Origin of the sequence: Archangium violaceum (assembly GCF_016887565.1) — a bacterium.
Classification (GTDB): Bacteria; Myxococcota; Myxococcia; order Myxococcales; family Myxococcaceae; genus Archangium; species Archangium violaceum_B.
In genome coordinates this window covers 11,449,569-11,467,576 of sequence record NZ_CP069396.1, presented here as the reverse complement: position 1 = coordinate 11,467,576, position 18,008 = coordinate 11,449,569, and the positions used below count along the sequence as shown (strand labels likewise).

Below are 18,008 nucleotides of genomic sequence, written 5' to 3'. Positions count from 1 at the left end.
CAGGGGGAGATTTAACCCGGACCCGGCCCGGCGTCGCCCTTTGATAACCTGGGGGGCGTGAAGACCCTGCTCTGGTTGGTGCTGTTCCTCATCGGGCTGGCGGGCGTGGCGCTGCCGGCCGTGTACCTCCATGCCGCCAGCAAGCTGCCCCAGCTGGAGACGGAGTTCGACCTGGAGAAGCAGCTGCGCAACTCCATCGAGGGCGAGCGCATGAGCCTGCGCGCGGGCACGTTCGACCGCTCGCGCTCCATCGAATACAAGCGGCCGGAGTTCGCGCGCCTGCCCAAGGACCTGGTGGCCCTCTACATCGCGCAGCTCGGGTGCCCCACCTACTTCCAGACGCCGCGCGAGGACGGCCCCGCCTGGGCCTGGCGTCTCTTCTCCCTGCTCACCTTCGGCTCCGAGCCACCGGGAGACGGCGCCTGCGAGCGGCTCATCGCCACGCGGCTGGCCATGGCTCTCGGCATCCAGGGCAACGTGGAGCTGACGGTGGCCACCCACCGCCTGCATTCCTTCCTGCAGAAGGATCAGCTCATCGCCTATGACCTGTCGGCCCTCTACTTCGACCGGGGCATCGTCGGGGTGGAGGACGCGGCGTTCAAGGTGTTCAGGCGCGAGCTGGACACGCTCCAGTTGCCGGAGCTGGCCGAGCTGGCGCTCACCCTGCCGCCCCACTCCTTCTACCAGGACGCCGTCTTCTGCCGGAACGCGAGCCTCATCCGGCAGAACCGGGACGTGCTGCTGGACGACCTGGCGGCCTACAAGCTCGTCACCGAGGAGCGGGCGTCCAACGCCCGGTCCCAGCCGGTGGACTGCGTGCGCTGAGGAGGCGAAGGGGCCTGGCCAGGGGCCGGGCCCGCTTCACTTGCGGCGCAGGAACAGCTTCTCCCAGCTGTCCAGCTGCGAGGCCATCTCGCGGCGCTGTTCCGGAGTCCCCGCCGTCTCGGCCTTCCTGCGGAGCTTCTCGAGGGTGGAGTGCGTGGCCGGGCTCAGCTTCTGGCCGTCCCTGCCGAATCCGGTGGCCACCTGGCGCTCGAGCTGCTCGATGCGGCGCAGGAGCGCGGCCTGGGTAGGGGCCGGGCGGGCCTTGGGCACCACCGTTGGCGTGTCCGAGGTCTCGTGATGGGCCACCGGCTGCACCGCGTTGTCCGCGGGCTTCTCCGGCTGCGTCACGGCCAGGCCGGTGCCCGCGTCGGGGGGCGTGGCCGGAGTGCCCTGCTGGGCCTGGGTCGTCCCCGTGGAGGGCTGGACCTCCGGCGCGGGCTGGGGCTTCGGCTGCGTGACGGTGACCTGGGGCGGAGGAGTGGGCGGTGGCTCGCGCAGGGCGAACACGATGCCACCGACGGCCGCCAGCGCGACGGCGCCCAGGCCCACGGGCAGCAGGCGCTTGAGCGGAGAGGCGACCGCCGGGGTGCGCACGTCCTCGGGAGCGGGCTCGGGCCGCGCCGCCTCGGGAGCCGGGGGCGGGGTGGAGACCTTCGAGGGCGCGGTCGGCTCCGGGTTCTCCGGGTGCACCTTGACGGGGTGCTCCGGGACCGTGGGCTTGGCCTGCGGGGCCGGGGCCGGGGGATGCACCGGGGTGTGGAGGGCATCGCGCAGCCGCAGGAGCTGGCGGCGCAGCTGCTCGGCGGACCCGGGACGCGCCTCCGGGTCCTTGGTGAGCATCTGGAGGACGAAGGCGTCGAGGGCGGCGGGCAGCTCGGAGACGAACTCCGAGGGCCTCGGGGGCCGCGCGTCCACGTGCTTCATCAGCAGGTCCACCGGGGAGGAGCCGGTGAAGGGCAGCCGGCCGGTGACCATCTCGAAGGCCACCACGCCCAGGGCGTAGAGGTCCGTCATGGGGCCCACGGGCTGGCCGCGGGCCTGCTCGGGCGCCATGTACTCCGGGGTGCCCACCACCATGTCCGTGCGCGTCTGCGCGGTGCGGCCGGCGGGCAGGCCCATCTTGGCCAGACCGAAGTCCAGCAGCTTCACGTAGCGCGAGCCGTCCGGCTGCTGCACGAGGAAGATGTTGCTCGGCTTGAGGTCGCGGTGGACGACACCGGCCCCGTGCGCGGCGCCCAGGGCGCTGAGCACCTCGTCGAGGATGTCGAGCACCTCGGAGACGGGCAGCCGGCCCTTCTCGGCCAGGTACGCGTCGAGGGCGACGCCCTCGAGGTACTCCATGATGATGTACTGGCGGCCATCGGGGACCTGGCCGAAGCCGAAGATGTCGACGATGCCCCGGTGGCGGATGGCGTTGACGGCGCGGGCCTCGGCGAGCAGACGCGCCACCTGCTCCTCGGCGGCGGCCAGCTCCGGGCGCAGCACCTTCACCGCCACGCGCTTGCCGATGAGGGGCTGGATGCCGTCGTACACCAGGCCCATGCCACCCACGCCGATGCGCTGGCGCAGCTCGTACTCACCCAGCTTCAGACCGACCAGGGGATCCTGCGCGGAGGGGTCTTCCATGACGTGCACGGTCCTTCCGGGCGAGGTACGCCGGGAGCTCGCCTGATCGTCGGGGAAGAGCGACGACGTGGAGGAGCCCAGCAGCACGGTGCCGTCACGCGGGCAGAAGTCCGTGTCCGCCGGGACGGCGAGACCGCAAGTTTCGCAGGTACGAGGATCAGCCATCGGGGAAGGAGCCCCAGGCTAGCAGACCGGGGGCGGATTCCCACAAGCGAGCGAGCAGGAGGGGTGGATCAGCAGGGGCTCACCTTCTCATGGGGCGGAGGGGCACTGGTAGGACTGGCCCCGGAGGCCTGTCTCGCCGGTGGGGGCGGGACCGTTGCCGGGCCGGCCTCCGGGACCGAGGTCGAAGACCGTGTCCCGCTGGATGAAGGTCGAGGTGGCATCACACCAGACACCCACGGAGGGGCCACCGCCTCCGTTGCCACCGTGGCCGCCGCGGCCTCCCACTCCCCCGTTACCGCCCGCACCACCCGGGCCTCCGGTGCTATCCACCACAAGCCCTGAGTAATTGCTCGTGCGCGTGTAGGCAGTCCCCCCGGCTCCGCCGCGGCCACCAGGACCGCCAGCACCGCCGTGCGCACCGGCACCTCCCTGTCCTCCACCCGTCGTCTTGAGCGTGGCGGACTCCAACTCCACGAGTCCGTTGATGAGCAGCACGGCGATGGAGGCGCCACCGCCACTGCCTCCAGTTGCTCCCATCCCCGGGCAGCCGCCCGTGCCCCCACCTCCTCCACCGCCACCCTGCGAGATCACGCTGGTCGAAGTCGTGAGTTCACAGTAGCCACCTCCTCCACCCCCGCCGCCTCCTCCACCAGGAGCGCCTGGTCCGCCAGTCGCGCCGACATGCGCCATCCAGGAGTCACCCTGCAACTGGCCAATGCCATCGCCTGGGGTACCGTCCGTTCCGGGCGCACCCTCGGCGCCATCCTGTCCCTTGCCCCCAGGATTCCCGATGCACTGACAAGTGCCGGGACAGCTCTCTTCCCGCCGTCCTCCTGCGATGCCCCCGTCAGCGGAGGGGATGCCTGATTCCCCGTCGGTGGCGGATGTGAGGAAGTCACCGCCCTGTCCACCACGGCCCGCCGGGTCGGAACTGCAGCCACCGACGCCAGGAGCGCCACCATCGGCACGCGTGGGAGAGGTCGCCTGGAATGTGCTCTGCCCCACGCCGCCATCCACGCCCCCCTGGAGGTTGGGTGGAGGAGTGGAGCCTGGAGTGCCCGGTGCACCGGCTCCGGCCAGCACCTCCACATAGCGCAGCTTCACTCCCCCCGAGTACATCACCCGCACGCCGATGGACGGAGTGCCCGCGTCGGTGGCCGAAGCGGAGGTGATGCGCATGCGCTCGAGGGTGATGCCAGCGTCCTTGCCCAGCCCGCTCACCGTCAGGCCGACGCCGCCGCCACGCAGATGGGTGGTGTAGTTGCCGCGAGCCCAGCCGCCCTCCACACCGGAGTAGCCGCCGTAGAGAGACACGGGCTTGTCGAGCACGAGCGACGGCTCGTCATAGGTACCCTGGGCCAGGTAGAGCGCCTTGCCCTGGTTGGCGACGCGCTGGAGGGCGTACGAGAGGGTCTTGAGCGGAGCCTCACGGGTGCCGGTGTTGATGTCCTGGCCGGAGGCGGGGTCGACGAAGAGGGCGGCACTGGCGGTGCCGTCCACGCCATCGCAGTTGGAGTCCTGGAAGGAGTCGTCCGGCAGGTCTGTCTGGCCGGGCTGACAGGGACACGCCGCTGCGTCGGGGCAGGAAGGGCCAGGCTCCTCACCGGAGCCGGGTGTGGTGCAGCCGGCCACGAGCAAGGGCAGGGCGAGCCAGGGCATGAGGCGCTTCATCGTGTGCTCCGTACGGGGACTGCGTCTTGAAATGGAGAAACCCGGCGCAGGGCGTTCTCACATGGAGGACACCGAAGCACCGGGTGGGAACCGAGCATGCCAGTCCCTACTGGCACTGGTAGGACTGGCCCCGGAGGCCCGTTTCGCCGGTGGGGGCGGGACCGTTGCCGGGCCGGCCTCCGGGACCGAGGTCGAAGACCGTGTCCCGTTGGGTGAAGGTCGAGGTGGCATCACACCAGACACCCACGGAAGGGCCACCGCCCCCGTTGCCACCATGGCCACCGCGGCCTCCTACTCCCCCGTTGCCGCCCGCACCGCCCGGGCCTCCGATGGATTCCGCGCGATACGGCGTACCATTCACCGTGAAATCGGTCCTTTGTGTGTAGCCCGTCCCCCCGGCTCCTCCGAGGCCGCCGGGACCACCGGAGCCACCCTGCGCACCGGCACCTCCCTGTCCACCGCCGGTCGTTTTGAGCGTGGCGGACTCCAACTCCACGAGTCCGTTGATGAGCAGCACGGCGATGGAGGCGCCACCGCCGCTGCCACCAGTTGCCCCCGTTCCCGGGCAACCCCCCGTACCTCCTCCCCCGCCGCCCCCACCCGACGCCTCGGTCGCCCGCAGCCATTCGGTGCTACAGTAACTGCCGCCGCCACCGCCGCCGCCTGCTCCTCCGGGATGGCCGAGCCCGCCATCCCCGCCGACATTCGCCATCCAGGAGTCGCCCGCCAACCGGCCGATGCCATCACCCGCGCGGCCATCCGTGCCAGCCTCACCCTCGACGCCATCCTGGCCCTTGCCACCTGCAATCCCGTTGCACTGGCAGGTGGGGATGGTGGTCGGGCAGTTGTTCAAGACCACGTTGGGTCCGGCAGTTCCCCCGTCAGAGGCGGGAATGCCCGCCTCGCCCCGGGTGGGCTCCACACCGTAGACACCGCCCTGTCCACCTCGGCCCGCCAGGTCGGAGCTACAGCCGCCGACACCAGGCGCGCCACCACCGGCTCGCGTGTTCGGTGTGGCTTCATTGGTGGTGCTCTGCCCCATGCCACCCTGCACACCGCCCTGGGGGTTGGGTGGAGGAGTGGAGCCTGGAGTCCCCGGAGCACCGGCCCCGGCCAGCACCTCCACGTAGCGCAGCTTCACTCCCCCCGAGTACATCACCCGCACGCCGATGGACGGAGCACCTGCGTCGGTGGCCGAAGCGGAGGTGATGCGCATGCGCTCGAGGGTGACGCCAGCGTCCTTGCCCAGCCCGCTCACCGTCAGGCCGACGCCGCCGCCACGCAGTTGGGTGGTGTAGTTGCCGCGAGCCCAGCCGCCACTCACGCCGGAGTAGCCGCCGTAGAGAGACACGGGCTTGTCGAGCACGAGTGCTGGCTCGTCATAGGTGCCCTGGGCCAGGTAGAGCGCCTTGCCCTGGTTGGCGGCGCGTTGGATGGCATACGAGAGGGTCTTGAGCGGAGCCTCGCGGGTACCGGTGTTGATGTCCTGGCCGGAGGTGGGGTCGACGAAGAGGGCGGCACTGGCGGTGCCGTCCACGCCATCACAGTTGGAGTCCTGGAAGGAGTCGTCCGGCAGGTCTGTCTGGCCGGGCTGGCAGGGACACGCCGTTGCATCGGGGCAGGAGGGGCCGGGCTCCTCACCGGAGCCGGGTGTGGTGCAGCCGGCCACGAGCAAGGGCAGGGCGAGCCAGGATATGAGGCGCTTCATCGGGTGCTCCGTACGGAGACTGCGTTCTGAAATGAAGAAACCCGGTGCCTGGTGCCCTCACATGGAGGACGCCGAAGCACCGGGTTGGGGACTGAGCATGCCAGCTCTTACTGACACCGGTACTGCTCTTCCATGATGCCCGGTTCGCCTGTCGGAGCGGGGCCATTGCCCGGCATGCCTCCGTCGCCGAGGGAAAAGACCGTACGCTCCTGGGAGAAGGACGAGCTGGAGTCGCACCAGATGCCCACGGACGGTCCACCTCCGCCGTTGCCGCCATGACCTCCGCGGCCACCGTTGCCGCCATTGCCACCATTGCCGCCTGTGCCCCCGGTGCTCTCCGCGCTGAGTGTTGGGGAGAGAGAGACTCGATGCGTGTAGGCCGACCCGCCGGGTCCTCCCTTGCCGCCGGCACCGCCGTTGCCACCTGTGCCGCCACGTCCCCCTTGTCCACCGCCAGCCGTCTTGAGCATGGAAGACTCCAACTTCACTCGCCCATTGATGAGCAGCACGGCGATGGAGGCACCTCCACCGCTGCCACCGCTCGCGCCGAGGCCGGGGCAGCCGCCCGCGCCACCACCCCCTCCACCGCCACCTTCCGAGTACGCCTGGCTCACGGCGTTGACGACACAATAGCTCCCGCCGCCACCTCCGCCACCCCCTCCGCCTGGAGAGCCAGAACCACCATCCGCGCTGCCATGCGCGATCCAGGTGTTGCCCTCCAACTGGCCGATGCCATCTCCCGACGTGCCGTCCGTTCCGGCATCTCCTTCAACGCCATCCAGGCCCCTTCCGCCTGGATCTCCAAGGCATTTGCACGTACCTCCGGGGCAGCTCTCTTCCTGCCGCACTCCGGCGATACCTCCGTCAGCGAAGGGAATTCCTCCTTCTCCATTGGCGGCGAGTTGAGCGTTGGTTCCGCCCTGCCCACCCCGGCCTCCCTGAATGCCAGCGCCGCAACTGTTGACGCCAGGAGAGCCACCATCGGCGCGGGTGTTCTGTGTGGCTTCGCTGGTGCTCTGCCCCGGCCCGCCATCCGCACCCGCCTGGGGGTTTAGCACGGGCGAACTACCCGGCAGTCCATCCGCGCCGCGCCCTGCTTCCACGGTCACATGATTCAATTGCACGTCGAGCGAGTTGAGCACCCGCAGCCCGATGGAGGCCCCTCCGGCATCGGGAGGCGTGGAGGAAGTGATGTGCAGGCGATCCAGCACGAGCGTGGCGTCCTCCAACCCGCTCACCGTCAGGCCGATGGGGCCGCCGTTGATGCGGGTGTCGAACTCATTGCCGCGAGCCCAGCCGCCGTCCTCGAGCCTGGAATAGCCGCCACGGAGCGACACGGGCCGCTCGAGCCGGAGCGCCGGCTCGTTGTAGGTGCCCTGTGCGAGGTAGAGCACCTTGCCGGCATCGGCGGCGAACGGAAGGGCGTACGAGAGGGTCCTGAACGGAGCCTTGAGGGTACCGGGATTGACGTTCTGACCGGCGACGGGGTCGACGAAGAAGCCGGCGTCGGCATCACCATCCACGCCGTCGCAGTTGGCGTCGGCGAAGGCGTCATCCAGCGGGTCCGGCAGCGTGGGGTCGCATGTGCCGGAGGGCGGATTGCAGTGCCCATTCCTCACGCACTCGGTGAACGCCGTGTCGAAGTCAAAACAGCCGGTGGTGGCCAGCGACGCCAGCGCGAGCCCCGCGGCGAACAGCTTCTTCGTCTCGAGCATGTGCATCCTCACGGCAGTGTCCCCACCAGCCCCACCATCCCGCCGCCATTTCCCACGGAAGCGGTGGGTCGTACCTCCACCGCCTCTTTCTTGTCCTTGCCCGACAGCAGATAGATGAGCCCGCTCGTCACCACGCCCGCCGCGCCCACCGCATAGGCGATCCGGCTCAGGTTCTGCGCTCTCTGGCCGGACTCCTTGAGCTGGGCACCGCGTTCGAGGTCCTCGAACTTCTGGTCCTTCAGCTCCTGGTAGTCCTGGCCCGCCTTCACGAGGAAGACCGTCCCCACGCCCAGCATCACCGCGCCTCCGGCGGCGGGCACCCAGGCCCAGCCCGGCGGGCCCGAGCGGGTGGCCGTCAGCTCGGGTTTCGGCTGCGTGGGGGGCTGCACCGGGGTGAGCTCCGGCAGCGGCGTCTCGACGATGGGGGCCTGCGTCGGGCGCAGGGCCTGGAGCACCGGGGGCACCACCCGTTCACTGGCCCGGGTGAGCGCGTCGAGCAACAGGTCCTCGCGGACTCCGGGCTCGTAGTGCTCGGCGAGCAGCTCGCCGTCGCGCGTGGCGTAGGCCTTGAGTCCCACCCGGTAGCCGCTGAGGAACTGCACCAGCTCGGTGATCATCACCACGTCGGCCTCGGCCGCCTCGCCCAGGGTGATGCGGCAGGCGGGCTCCAGCCGGTTGCACCCGAGCACCGACTTGCGCTGGGCGGGCGACAGCAGCTGGGACAAGTCCGAGGTGAGGACCACCTGCAGGCCCTGCGTCTTGAGCTGCTCGGCCACATGCTCCTGGGCGAAGGAGATGATGTGGGAGGGGACGCCCGCGGCCTCGGGCGGGGCGATCAGCACGGTGAGGGGCGCCTCGGAGGACGCGGGCGCCTGGCCGAGCACGGCGAGCGTGGCGAGGAGTGGAAGGAACACGGCGCCACTTTCCCCTCATGTAGCGCTTGCCGCAAGGAGACGTACCGTCAGTGACGCCGGGTGCGCGATGGGCGGAGGCGCCCGGAGGGGCTCAGCGGCGCGGCTTGTCCGGCATGGGCCGGATGTGTGTCTTCTCGGAGTTGTCCAGCTCCCGGGGCTCGTCCTCCAGGTCCTCGTCGGGCACGGGAGGGGCGAGGGCGGGCCGGGCGGGGGGCATGGCGGCGGGCCGGCGGGCGGGAGGAGCCATCGCGGGGCGGACGCCGGTGGTGGGGCCCGAGCGCTGCGGCTGGGGCGTGGACGAGCGGGTGGGGCGCGGCGGGACGATGCCGCGGCCCTGGGTCTCGTCCTCGGCCAGGAGGTCCGCGGCCACCTGCACCTTGGGCTCGTCGTCCGGGGCGCCGGGTCCATCCTCCTCGGAGGCGAAGGGGTTGCGCGTGGGCGGCGGCGTCCGGTCGTCATCCGGGGGAGGAGGGGGCTTGTTGGCGGGAAGGTTGGGCCGGAGGGCGGGGCCGCCGCGGGCGGCGGGCGCCTTGGGCGGGGTGGGCAGGTTGGCGGGCACCTGCACCTGCACCGCCGGGGTGGCGGGCGCCGGGGGCTTGCCGTCCTTGGCGTCGTGGGCCTCGTCCTTGAGCCGCTGCTCGAAGGCCAGCCACTCCTTCTTGAAGCTGTCCGGGTCGCGCTCGCCGCGCTCGCGGTGCTTGAGCGAGGGGGCCCAGCGCACGGCGTACGTCTCGCCCAGGCGGAAGGAGGGGGGCGGGGGCAGGCCGTAGGTGGCCGGGTCGAAGAAGGACTCGTCCAGGTCGGAGAAGCCGTAGGCGCGCGCCCTGTCCACGAAGGTGGGGATGATGCCGGTGGGCGCGTGGTAGCCGAGGATGTGGCCGTCCTCGTCCTTCGTCACCGGGGTGAAGACGAAGATGTCCTGGGTGCGGTACTCGCCCTTCTCGCTGAGCGGGAGCACCTCGGAGAGGGCAATCGTCTTGCGGCTGCCGTCGTGGAGGCGCTCGCAGCAGATGACGAAGTTGATGGCGCTGGCCACCTGGGCGCGGATGGCCACCATGGGCAGCTCGATGCCGGACATGAGGCACAGCGACTCGATGCGGCGCAGCGTGTCCGTGGGGGTGTTGGCGTGGGTGGTGGCGAGCGAACCGCCGTGGCCCGTGTTCATCGCCTGAACGAGGTGGAAGGCCTCGCCGCCGCGCACCTCGCCCACGACGATGCGGTCCGGGCGCAGACGCAGGGCCGAGTGCAGCAGGTCTCCCATGTCCACGCCGCCCTTGCCGAACTTGTCCGGGGGCCGGCTCTCGAAGGGGACGAGGTGGGACTGGTTGAGCTGGAGCTCGGCCGAGTCCTCGATGGTGAGGATGCGCTCCTCGTCGGGGATGAGGGAGGAGACGATGTTGAGCAGGGTCGTCTTGCCCGAGCCCGTGCCGCCGGACACCAGCATGTTGAGCTTGGTGTGGATGCCCGCGTCGATGAGGCGCGCCATCTCCTTGGTCATCGACTTGAACTTGATCAAGGACTCGATGGTGAGCTTGTCCTTGAAGAACTTGCGGATGGAGATGGTGGTGCCCTTGCGGGCGATGGGCGGGATGACGACGTGGATGCGGCTGCCGTCGGGCAGGCGCGCGTCGAGGCGGGGACGCTCGTCGTTGAGGAGGCGGCCGACGAACTGCGCCATGTTGCGCGCGGCGCCGATCAGACCTTCCTCGGTGAACGTGGCATCGGTCTTGGAGACCTTGCCCTTGCGTTCGATCCAGACATCGGTGGGCCCGTTGATCATGATCTCTGAGACCGACGGGTCGTCGAGATAGGGGAGGACGGGCTTGAGGAACGCGCGGAGCGACTCGTTGTACATCGACATGGCGTCCCCGAGGGTAGCCCGACAATGGCCCGAGCCCAAGAGGAGGGCTCGGTTGCTTGTCAGGTGGGGCGGCGGACGGGGGGAAACGCGGGTGTTCCGCCTGTGTCACGGCCTCATGCGGCCGTAGAACTCACGCGCCCGGGGTGCCGCCTCGCCCCAGAGGCGATCGACGACCTGCTCCAGCCCCATCCGGGAGCGCACCTCGGGCTTGATCTCCCTCAGCAGGTGGATGGGAGAGACCCCGTACACCAGCACGTGCAGCGGCTCCTCCAGCCCCCGGGTCCAGTCGATGGCACGGGCCTCCTCCTCACTGGCCGGCAGGGGCGTGAGCGAGGTGCGCCCCTCATGCCCCTGGTTGCCGATGAGGCTCTCGTCCGGGATGGCATGCTCCACGAGGCCCCTGGCGTGCCAGATCTTCCGCTCGTGCGCCATGGCCCACACGTTGAGCCGCCCGTCGTCCGAGAGCCCCGGAGGGGGGCGCTCCACCAGCGAGGCGTGCTCCCACTCCAGGAAGTCGCGCGCCAGCTCCACCGGAAGAGCGCACGTCACACCCACCAGCCCATCGTCCGAGGTCCACCACGCATCTCCCTGCTCGTACGCGAGCCGCGCCGTCTCATGGTTCGCGTAGAAGCAGACGGGGTGCCGAGGCCTCACGGCCAGCGCCGCGCGGACCGCCTCCACGAAGCCGGCGCAGGGCACGGCGTCGTCATTGAGCAGCACCACGTGGGTGATGCCGTGCTCGGCCTGGGCGATGCCCCACCGCCAGCACGCGCTGGCCACGTTCCACACGCCACGGCGCACGGTGTCCCGCTCCACGTGGAGCACGTCCCTCGTGCCCAGCGACTGGCGCAACCGCTCCTCCAACCTCCGCGCCAGCTCCACCCGTGTGGGATCGAAGGCGGCGTGCATCACCGTGAACGCGAGTCTCGGCGCTCCCATGTGTAGACCTCCTCCCGCCCCGGTCCACCCGGGGCGCATCCTCGACTCCTCAATACGCGAGGTATGGCCCGGCCTGGAATGCTCGACCCACCGTGAATCGGACCGACGTGAAAAAGACACCCACGCCACATGACCGCTGAAGTAGGGTGGACGGGTGCTCCGTAGGTGATGAGCCCTGACTCGGAGGCGCGATGGGTGCGATGAAGGACCGGCTGCCGGCGGACTGGAAGAAGGTGCTGAAGGACGTGCTGGCGAGCCCTGGGTTCGCGGAGCTGGAGGCGTTCGTCACGCGGGAGCGGCGCGAGCACACGGTGTACCCGTCCGAGGAGGACCTGTTCTCGGCCTTCCGGCTGACGCCGTACGACGAGGTGAAGGTGCTGTTGCTCGGGCAGGACCCGTACCACGGGCCGGGACAGGCGCACGGGCTGGCGTTCTCGGTGCAGCCGGGGGTGAAGCCACCGCCCTCGCTGGTGAACATCTTCAAGGAGCTCCAGAGCGACCTGGGCGTGCCGAAGCCGAAGGACGGCTCGCTGGTGCCGTGGGCGAAGCAGGGGGTGCTGCTGCTCAACGCGGTGCTGACGGTGCGCGAGGGGCAGGCCAACGCCCACGAGGGGCACGGCTGGGAGGCCTTCACCGACGCGGTCATCCAGAAGGTGAGCGACGAGCCGGAGCCGGTGGTGTTCCTGCTGTGGGGCAGCTACGCGCAGAAGAAGGAGGCGCTCATCGACACCTCGCGGCACATCGTCCTGAAGGCACCGCATCCCTCGCCGCTGTCGGCGAAGAAGGGCTTCTTCGGGAGCAAGCCCTTCAGCCTCACCAACGAGGCGCTGAAGAAGGCGGGGCGCGAGCCCATCGACTGGCGCCTGCCGGCGTGAGGGGGGGATGCCTCAGGTGCCGAGTCCCCAGACGGAGCGAGCGCGGGTGTACCTGGCTTCCACCACCCGCACCTCATCGGGGCCCGGCTCCCCATCGAACATCTCCGCGACGAGCGCGTTGGGGCCCTCCATGCGAATCACCACGCGCTCGCTCCCGCCGGTCGCGTTCCGGAAGGTGATGACCCTGCCGCTCGCATCGAGCGTGCCCTCGCGCAGGGTGAGGCCCGTGCCCATGCTGCCGTACGTCATCATCACGAACACGTCCTGGGCGTTGTCGTAGCCGTAGACGGTGCGTCCCTCGAAGGAATGGCCCAGGACGGTGCTGGTATAGGTCTCCTCGAGGTAGCGCCCGCCGAGCGTCATCCGCATCTTCACCGTGCCCGTCGACTCCACCCACGAGCCCATCCAGTTCCTCGTCCGCACCTTCCAGGTACCGGCCCACGAGGCCAGGAGCGCGTGAGCGGAACAGGGTTGGGCGTGGTGGACCGTCTCTTCCATGAAGCGTTCGGCCTGGGGGTCGATCCGCGAGTCGGTTGCCAACGCCGTCTTCCTGCTCGTGTCCATGACTTCTTCTCTCTCCTCGATATCCGGATTCAGACGCAAAGCGCATGCCATGCAAAGCACGCGTGTCTGACGGGCCAGACGCCGGACGCCGCCCTTCAGACTGCTCATTGACGCGGCGTTGACGTGTCGGATCGACATGTCGGTGCGCCTCGACGAGCAAGCCGGCCCGCGACTGGTTAGAGTCGCGTCCATGGCGAAGACCGCACCCCGCAAGGCCTCGGCGAGCCAGAAGAAGGCCGTCCGAGCGGCTCCGAAGAAGAAGAGCGCCGCCCCCGCGAAGAAGCGCCCCGCGTCCGTGAAGAAGCGTGTGGCTCCGGCGAAGAAACCCGCCGCCGCGAAGAAGCGCGCCGCCCCGGTGGCGCCCCCCGCGCCCGAGCAGACCGCTCCGAGCGAGGCGCTCGAGACGCCCGAGACGCCCGAGATGAAGGCCCTGCCGGCCGGGGAGCCCGTGGAGGGCGGTCGCGCGCTGCCCTTCGAGATCGACCCCAAGCGGGTGGAGGAGAGCCTGCGCAAGATGCGCGAGGAGCTCGTCCACTGGGCCAACAAGGGCCGCTACACCAAGGTGCGCTTCAAGTTCCGGGGCAAGCAGCTGCTGCCGGATCTGCCCATCGCCGCCGTGGTGGCCGCCGAGGGCCTCACCTTCTACTGGGGTGGCATCCTCCGCGCGCTCATCGTCACCGTGGCCGGCGGCAGCCTGCTGCAGGTGGAGTTCGTCAACGACGCGGACAAGCGCGTGCAGGCCGGCAAGGAGGCCCTGCTGGCTGGTGACCTGGACGATGCCCTGGCCCACTTCCGCGAGGCGCTCGCCATGGACCGCGACAACGTCGGCGCGCACCTCAACGTGGGCGTGGCGCTCAAGCTGAGGGGGGACCGGGAGGGCGCCCTCGCCGCCTTCGAGCGCGCGAAGTCGCTGGACCCGGAGGGTCCCCTGGGTGCCGAGGCCGAGCGGCTCGCCACCCCGCTGCGTCCCAAGGATCCGCTGGCCCAGGCGAGCTGAGCCCCGGGGCTATACTGCGTCCACCATGGGAGCACCCGTCGAGGACGAGTACCAGTTGCGCCTGGAGGGCCGGGGAGTGGTGCTGGAGCCCGCCCGGAAGCGCTACTACGGCCTGGTGCTGGCCCTGGCCGATTCCGGGTGGGAGGCGGCGCTGCGCAAGCAGATGCCCCTCCTGCGCGAGGTGGCGGCCCATCAGCAGAAGGTGGACGAGGTGCTCGCCTACGCCGTCCGCCGCGCCGAGGCCGAGTCCTGGCCCACCAGCAACCCCACCGTCCGCGGCATCTTCGAGGTGCGCTCGCTGAGGGACCAGCTCGCCCGGGACCTGGCTCGCAAGCTGGGGCGGAGCGCCCAAGAGCCCCTCGGGAGCCTGATGGTGGCCCTGGAGGACTGGCTGCTCACCATCCCGCGCATGGTGCCGCCCCAGCAGCGGTGGAGCACGGCGGTGGAGGTGCTCCCGGACACGCTGCCGGCGCTCCGGGAGGCCTCGGCCTTCGGGGAGCTGCTGGAGTCGCTCTTCGCGCGGCCCCTGCCAATCACGGGCCGCATCCCGTTCACGAGCGCGCAACGGGAGGAGCTGAGCCTGTGGTGGCCGAGAGGACAGGCGGCGCTGGTGTCGTTGTGGAACCGGCTCTCCGGAGTGGATGCGATTGGCGGCATGGTGGAGGATTTCCGCAAGCAGTCCACCCGGGCGCCGCTCCACCCGCCGCGCAACGGCCCCGAGCGCCTGTTGCACGCCGCCTACTGGTTCCAGGAGGCCCATGCCCTGCTGAGCCGGATGGCCCAGGCTCGGGTGGCCCCGCTGGTGCTCGAGGACGCCGAGTTCCCCGAGGTGCTCTGGTGGATGTTCGAGCGCGAGTACGTCCCGCGCATCCGGCTGTTGGCCACGGAACGCCTGGCGGACGCCCGGGCGGCACTGATCGAAGTGGCCTATGAGCTGTGGGACGCTCAGCGCCAGGATATTCCCGAGGAGGAGCGCTGGCTGGCCGCGCGCTGGGCTCGCCTGGAGGAGCTGGCCTGGCGGGCGGATGAGTCGCGCGGCGGCGCGGATGGCGAGCGGGTTCGCGGAGTCCTCCGGGAACTCATCCAGAGGCACGGAATTGGAAGCTCCGCCCTGCGCGGGTGGAGGGATTCGTCACGCCTGGTGAATCTGGTGCAACAAGCGCGCTCGGTCATCGGTTAGAGGTTCGGATGGGGTCGGACGAGGTGTCCGATGCCCCCCAGCCAGGCGACTTCTGGCTCCTCTTTCCGCCTACCCCTCGTCACCCCCGTGTTTCCCTTGTTGACGCTGGAAAATCCGGGGGTTACGTAGGCACGTTACCCTGACGGGCCCCCATCGTGCGGGCCCCACCCCTGACCCTCGATTTCATGGCCGACGACACCACCGACAAGCCGGCAACGCCCCCCGCTCCTCCTCAGGGCAGCGTGGGAGAACTCATCCCCGTCAACATCGAAGACGAGATGCGCCGTTCGTATCTCGACTACTCGATGTCCGTCATCATCGGGCGCGCGCTGCCCGACGTCCGTGACGGCCTCAAGCCCGTGCATCGCCGCGTGCTGTACGCGATGAACGACCTGGGCAACTACCACAACCGTGCCTACAAGAAGAGCGCGCGCGTGGTGGGTGACGTGATTGGTAAGTACCACCCGCACGGCGACACCGCCGTCTACGACGCCATGGTGCGTCTGGCCCAGGAGTGGAGCCTCCGCTACCTGCTGGTGGACGGCCAGGGCAACTTCGGCTCCGTGGACGGCGACTCGCCAGCGGCCATGCGCTACACGGAAGTGCGCATGGACCGCCTGGCCGAGGAGATGCTGGCGGACATCGACAAGGAGACCATCGACTTCGGTCCCAACTACGACGACTCCACCGTGGAGCCGCTGGTCCTCCCCACCAAGTTCCCCAACCTCCTGGTCAACGGCAGCACGGGCATCGCGGTGGGTATGACCACCAACATCCCGCCGCACAACATGACCGAGGTCATCGACGGGACGCTGCACCTGATCGACCATCCCGAGGCCACCGTTCGGGACTTGATGCAGTTCATCCCCGGGCCGGACTTCCCCACCGCCGGCATCATCACCGGCCGGGAGGGCATCCTGCGCGCCTACGAGACGGGCCGTGGGCAGATCACCGTCCGGGCCCGCACGGAGATCGAGACCTCCAAGAAGGGTGACCGTGAGAGCATCATCGTCACGGAGATTCCCTACCAGGTGAACAAGGCGCGGCTCATCGAGAAGATCGCCGACCTGGTGCGCGAGAAGAAGCTGGAGGGCATCAGCGACATCCGCGACGAGAGCGACCGGCAGGGCATGCGCATCGTGGTGGAGCTCAAGCGCGACGCCATCTCCGCCGTGGTGCTCAACAACCTGTTCGCCAACACCGCGATGGAGACCACCTTCGGCGCGGTGATGCTGGCCATCGACGCGGGCCAGCCGCGCACGCTCACGCTCAAGGAGCTGCTGGAGCGCTTCATCGCGCACCGCCGGGACGTGGTGACGCGCCGCAGCCGCTACGAGCTGCGCAAGGCGCGGGCCCGCCGCCACATCGTCGAGGGCTTGCTGGTCGCGCAGGACCTCATCGACCTGGTGGTGAGCCTGATCCGTGCCTCGAGGGATCCGGACGAGGCGCGTTGGGGCTTGATGAACATCCTGTCGCCCGCGCTCTACGAGCGGGAGAACTTCAAGAACCTGCAGCGCATCGACTACGCCAAGGCGAAGGCGCAGATGGAGCTGCTGGTCTCGAGGGCGCGCGACGAGGTGCCGAGCTACTCGGGGCTGGAGCACCGGTACGAGGGCTCGGGCTTCAGCGAGGAGCAGGCGAAGAACATCCTCGAGATGCGCCTGCAGCGCCTCACGGGCCTGCAGCGCGAGGAGCTGTTCCGCGAGCTGGTGGACCTGGTGAGGGAGATCCTCCGCCTGGAGGACATCCTGGCCAACGAGTCGAGCCTGCTCAACGTCATCCGGACGGAGCTCAGGGAGATCCGCGAGCGCTACGGCGACAAGCGGCGCACGGAGATCACCGGCGCGGCGGAGGAGATCACCAGCGAGGACCTCATCGCCGAGGAGACGATGGTGGTGACGCTGTCGCACACGGGGTACGTGAAGCGCTCGGCGCTGACGGAGTACCGGGCGCAGAAGCGAGGCGGGCGAGGCAAGACGGGGGCGACGACGAAGGAGGACGATTTCGTCACCGACCTGTTCGTGGCGAGCACGCACGCGTACCTGATGCCGATCACCAACACGGGCCGGCTGTACTGGCTGAAGGTGCACGAGATTCCGCTGGCGGGCCGCACGTCGCGAGGCAAGCCGATCGTGAACCTGGTGCAGCTGGGCGAGGGCGAGCGGCTGGCGCAGGTGCTGGTGACGAAGGAGTTCGGCGAGAACCAGTTCGTCTTCTTCGTGACGAAGCGTGGCGTGGTGAAGAGGACGGACCTGTCGGCCTTCTCGAACGTGCGCTCCAGCGGTATCCGGGCGCTGGGCATCGAGGAGGGGGACGAGCTGGTGGCGGTGAAGATCACCGACGGCTCGAAGGACATCCTGCTGTCCACGGCCAACGGCATGAGCATCCGCTTCCCGGAGACGGAAGTGCGCTCGATGGGCCGGGATGCCTACGGCGTGAAGGGAATCACGCTGGAGGATGGCGACGAGGTGGTGGGTGCGGACCTGGTGGAGAAGGACACCACGGTGCTGACGGTGACGGAGAACGGCTACGGCAAGCGGACGGAGGAGGGCGAGTACCGTCAGCAGGGCCGAGGCGGCAAGGGCATCATCGACATCAAGGCCACCGAGAGGAATGGCAAGGTGGTGGGCCTGCTGCAGGTGACGGACAAGGACGAGGTGATGCTGGTCACCAACGGCGGGATGCTCATTCGGATGAAGGCGAAGGAGATCTCCGTCATCGGCCGCAACACGCAGGGTGTGAGGCTGATCGCGCTGGAGAGCGCGGAGGAGAAGGTGACGGGCATCTCGAAGCTGCCGGAGTCGGAGGAGGAGGGCGAGGAGAACGGAGGCGAGGCGGTGGTGGCGGAGGCGTCCGCGTCGTCGGAGTCCACCGAGCCCGCGGCCGAAGCGTCGACCGCCGAGGAGTCCACGGAGTCGTCGGAGCCGGAGTCCGAGGAGTAAGCAAGAACCCCTCTCCCTCCGGGAGA

Annotated in this window: 13 protein-coding genes; 5 read left to right on the top strand and 8 right to left on the bottom strand. The window is 69.6% G+C overall.

All coding sequences use genetic code 11. The features are described 5' to 3' along the window. Positions 1 to 57 precede the first annotated feature (57 nt). The gene (locus tag JRI60_RS45680) at positions 58 to 825 is read left to right on the top strand and encodes a transglycosylase domain-containing protein (RefSeq protein WP_204222367.1); all 768 of its coding nucleotides are present in this window, start codon (positions 58 to 60) and stop codon (positions 823 to 825) included. 36 nt (positions 826 to 861) lie between these two features. On the opposite strand, the gene JRI60_RS45675 is transcribed toward JRI60_RS45680, so the two are convergent. From JRI60_RS45675 to JRI60_RS45645, 7 genes are all read right to left on the bottom strand, one after another. Next, positions 862 to 2,616 carry a serine/threonine-protein kinase gene (locus JRI60_RS45675; protein ID WP_204222366.1) on the bottom strand — a complete coding sequence of 585 codons (1,755 nt, stop codon included), beginning with the start codon at positions 2,614 to 2,616 and terminating at the stop codon, positions 862 to 864. Between the two features lie 87 nt (positions 2,617 to 2,703). Beyond that, positions 2,704 to 4,287, bottom strand: coding sequence for a DUF1565 domain-containing protein (locus JRI60_RS54830; RefSeq protein WP_275439072.1), 1,584 nt, complete (start codon positions 4,285 to 4,287; stop codon positions 2,704 to 2,706). A gap of 106 nt (positions 4,288 to 4,393) precedes the next feature. Continuing rightward, a complete protein-coding gene (locus tag JRI60_RS54825; protein WP_204222365.1) occupies positions 4,394 to 5,995 on the bottom strand; it encodes a DUF1565 domain-containing protein in 1,602 nt (533 codons plus the stop codon). Between the two features lie 107 nt (positions 5,996 to 6,102). Continuing rightward, on the bottom strand, positions 6,103 to 7,710 hold the full coding sequence (locus tag JRI60_RS45660; RefSeq protein ID WP_204222364.1) for a PE-PGRS family protein: 1,608 nt from the start codon (positions 7,708 to 7,710) through the stop codon (positions 6,103 to 6,105). Positions 7,711 to 7,718: 8 nt separating this feature from the next. Further along, entirely contained in the window at positions 7,719 to 8,624 is a 906-nt protein-coding gene (locus JRI60_RS45655) for a hypothetical protein (RefSeq protein ID WP_204222363.1), read from the bottom strand. Positions 8,625 to 8,715: 91 nt separating this feature from the next. Beyond that, positions 8,716 to 10,485 (bottom strand): CpaF family protein, encoded by a 1,770-nt coding sequence (locus tag JRI60_RS45650; RefSeq protein ID WP_204222362.1) that lies wholly within the window; start codon positions 10,483 to 10,485, stop codon positions 8,716 to 8,718. Between the two features lie 105 nt (positions 10,486 to 10,590). Beyond that, on the bottom strand, positions 10,591 to 11,424 hold the full coding sequence (locus JRI60_RS45645) for a hypothetical protein (protein WP_204222361.1): 834 nt from the start codon (positions 11,422 to 11,424) through the stop codon (positions 10,591 to 10,593). A 200-nt stretch (positions 11,425 to 11,624) separates the two neighbouring features. Here JRI60_RS45645 and ung point away from each other — a divergent pair, with 200 nt between their 5' ends. Then, a complete protein-coding gene (ung, locus tag JRI60_RS45640) occupies positions 11,625 to 12,299 on the top strand; it encodes a uracil-DNA glycosylase (protein ID WP_204229378.1) in 675 nt (224 codons plus the stop codon). A gap of 12 nt (positions 12,300 to 12,311) precedes the next feature. On the opposite strand, the gene JRI60_RS45635 is transcribed toward ung, so the two are convergent. Next, positions 12,312 to 12,863: a DUF1579 family protein gene (locus JRI60_RS45635; protein WP_204222360.1), complete on the bottom strand. Its 552-nt coding sequence runs from the start codon at positions 12,861 to 12,863 to the stop codon at positions 12,312 to 12,314. A gap of 190 nt (positions 12,864 to 13,053) precedes the next feature. On the opposite strand from JRI60_RS45635, the gene JRI60_RS45630 reads away from it, so the two are divergent. The 3 genes from JRI60_RS45630 (at position 13,054) to gyrA (ending at position 17,982) form a co-directional block, all read left to right on the top strand. Further along, positions 13,054 to 13,860, top strand: a complete 807-nt coding sequence (locus tag JRI60_RS45630) for a tetratricopeptide repeat protein (protein WP_204222359.1) — start codon at positions 13,054 to 13,056, stop codon at positions 13,858 to 13,860. A 25-nt stretch (positions 13,861 to 13,885) separates the two neighbouring features. Next, positions 13,886 to 15,040, top strand: coding sequence for a hypothetical protein (locus tag JRI60_RS45625; protein ID WP_204222358.1), 1,155 nt, complete (start codon positions 13,886 to 13,888; stop codon positions 15,038 to 15,040). Positions 15,041 to 15,225: 185 nt separating this feature from the next. Then, positions 15,226 to 17,982, top strand: a complete 2,757-nt coding sequence (gyrA, locus tag JRI60_RS45620) for a DNA gyrase subunit A (RefSeq protein ID WP_204222357.1) — start codon at positions 15,226 to 15,228, stop codon at positions 17,980 to 17,982. The last annotated feature ends 26 nt before the right edge of the window (positions 17,983 to 18,008 follow it).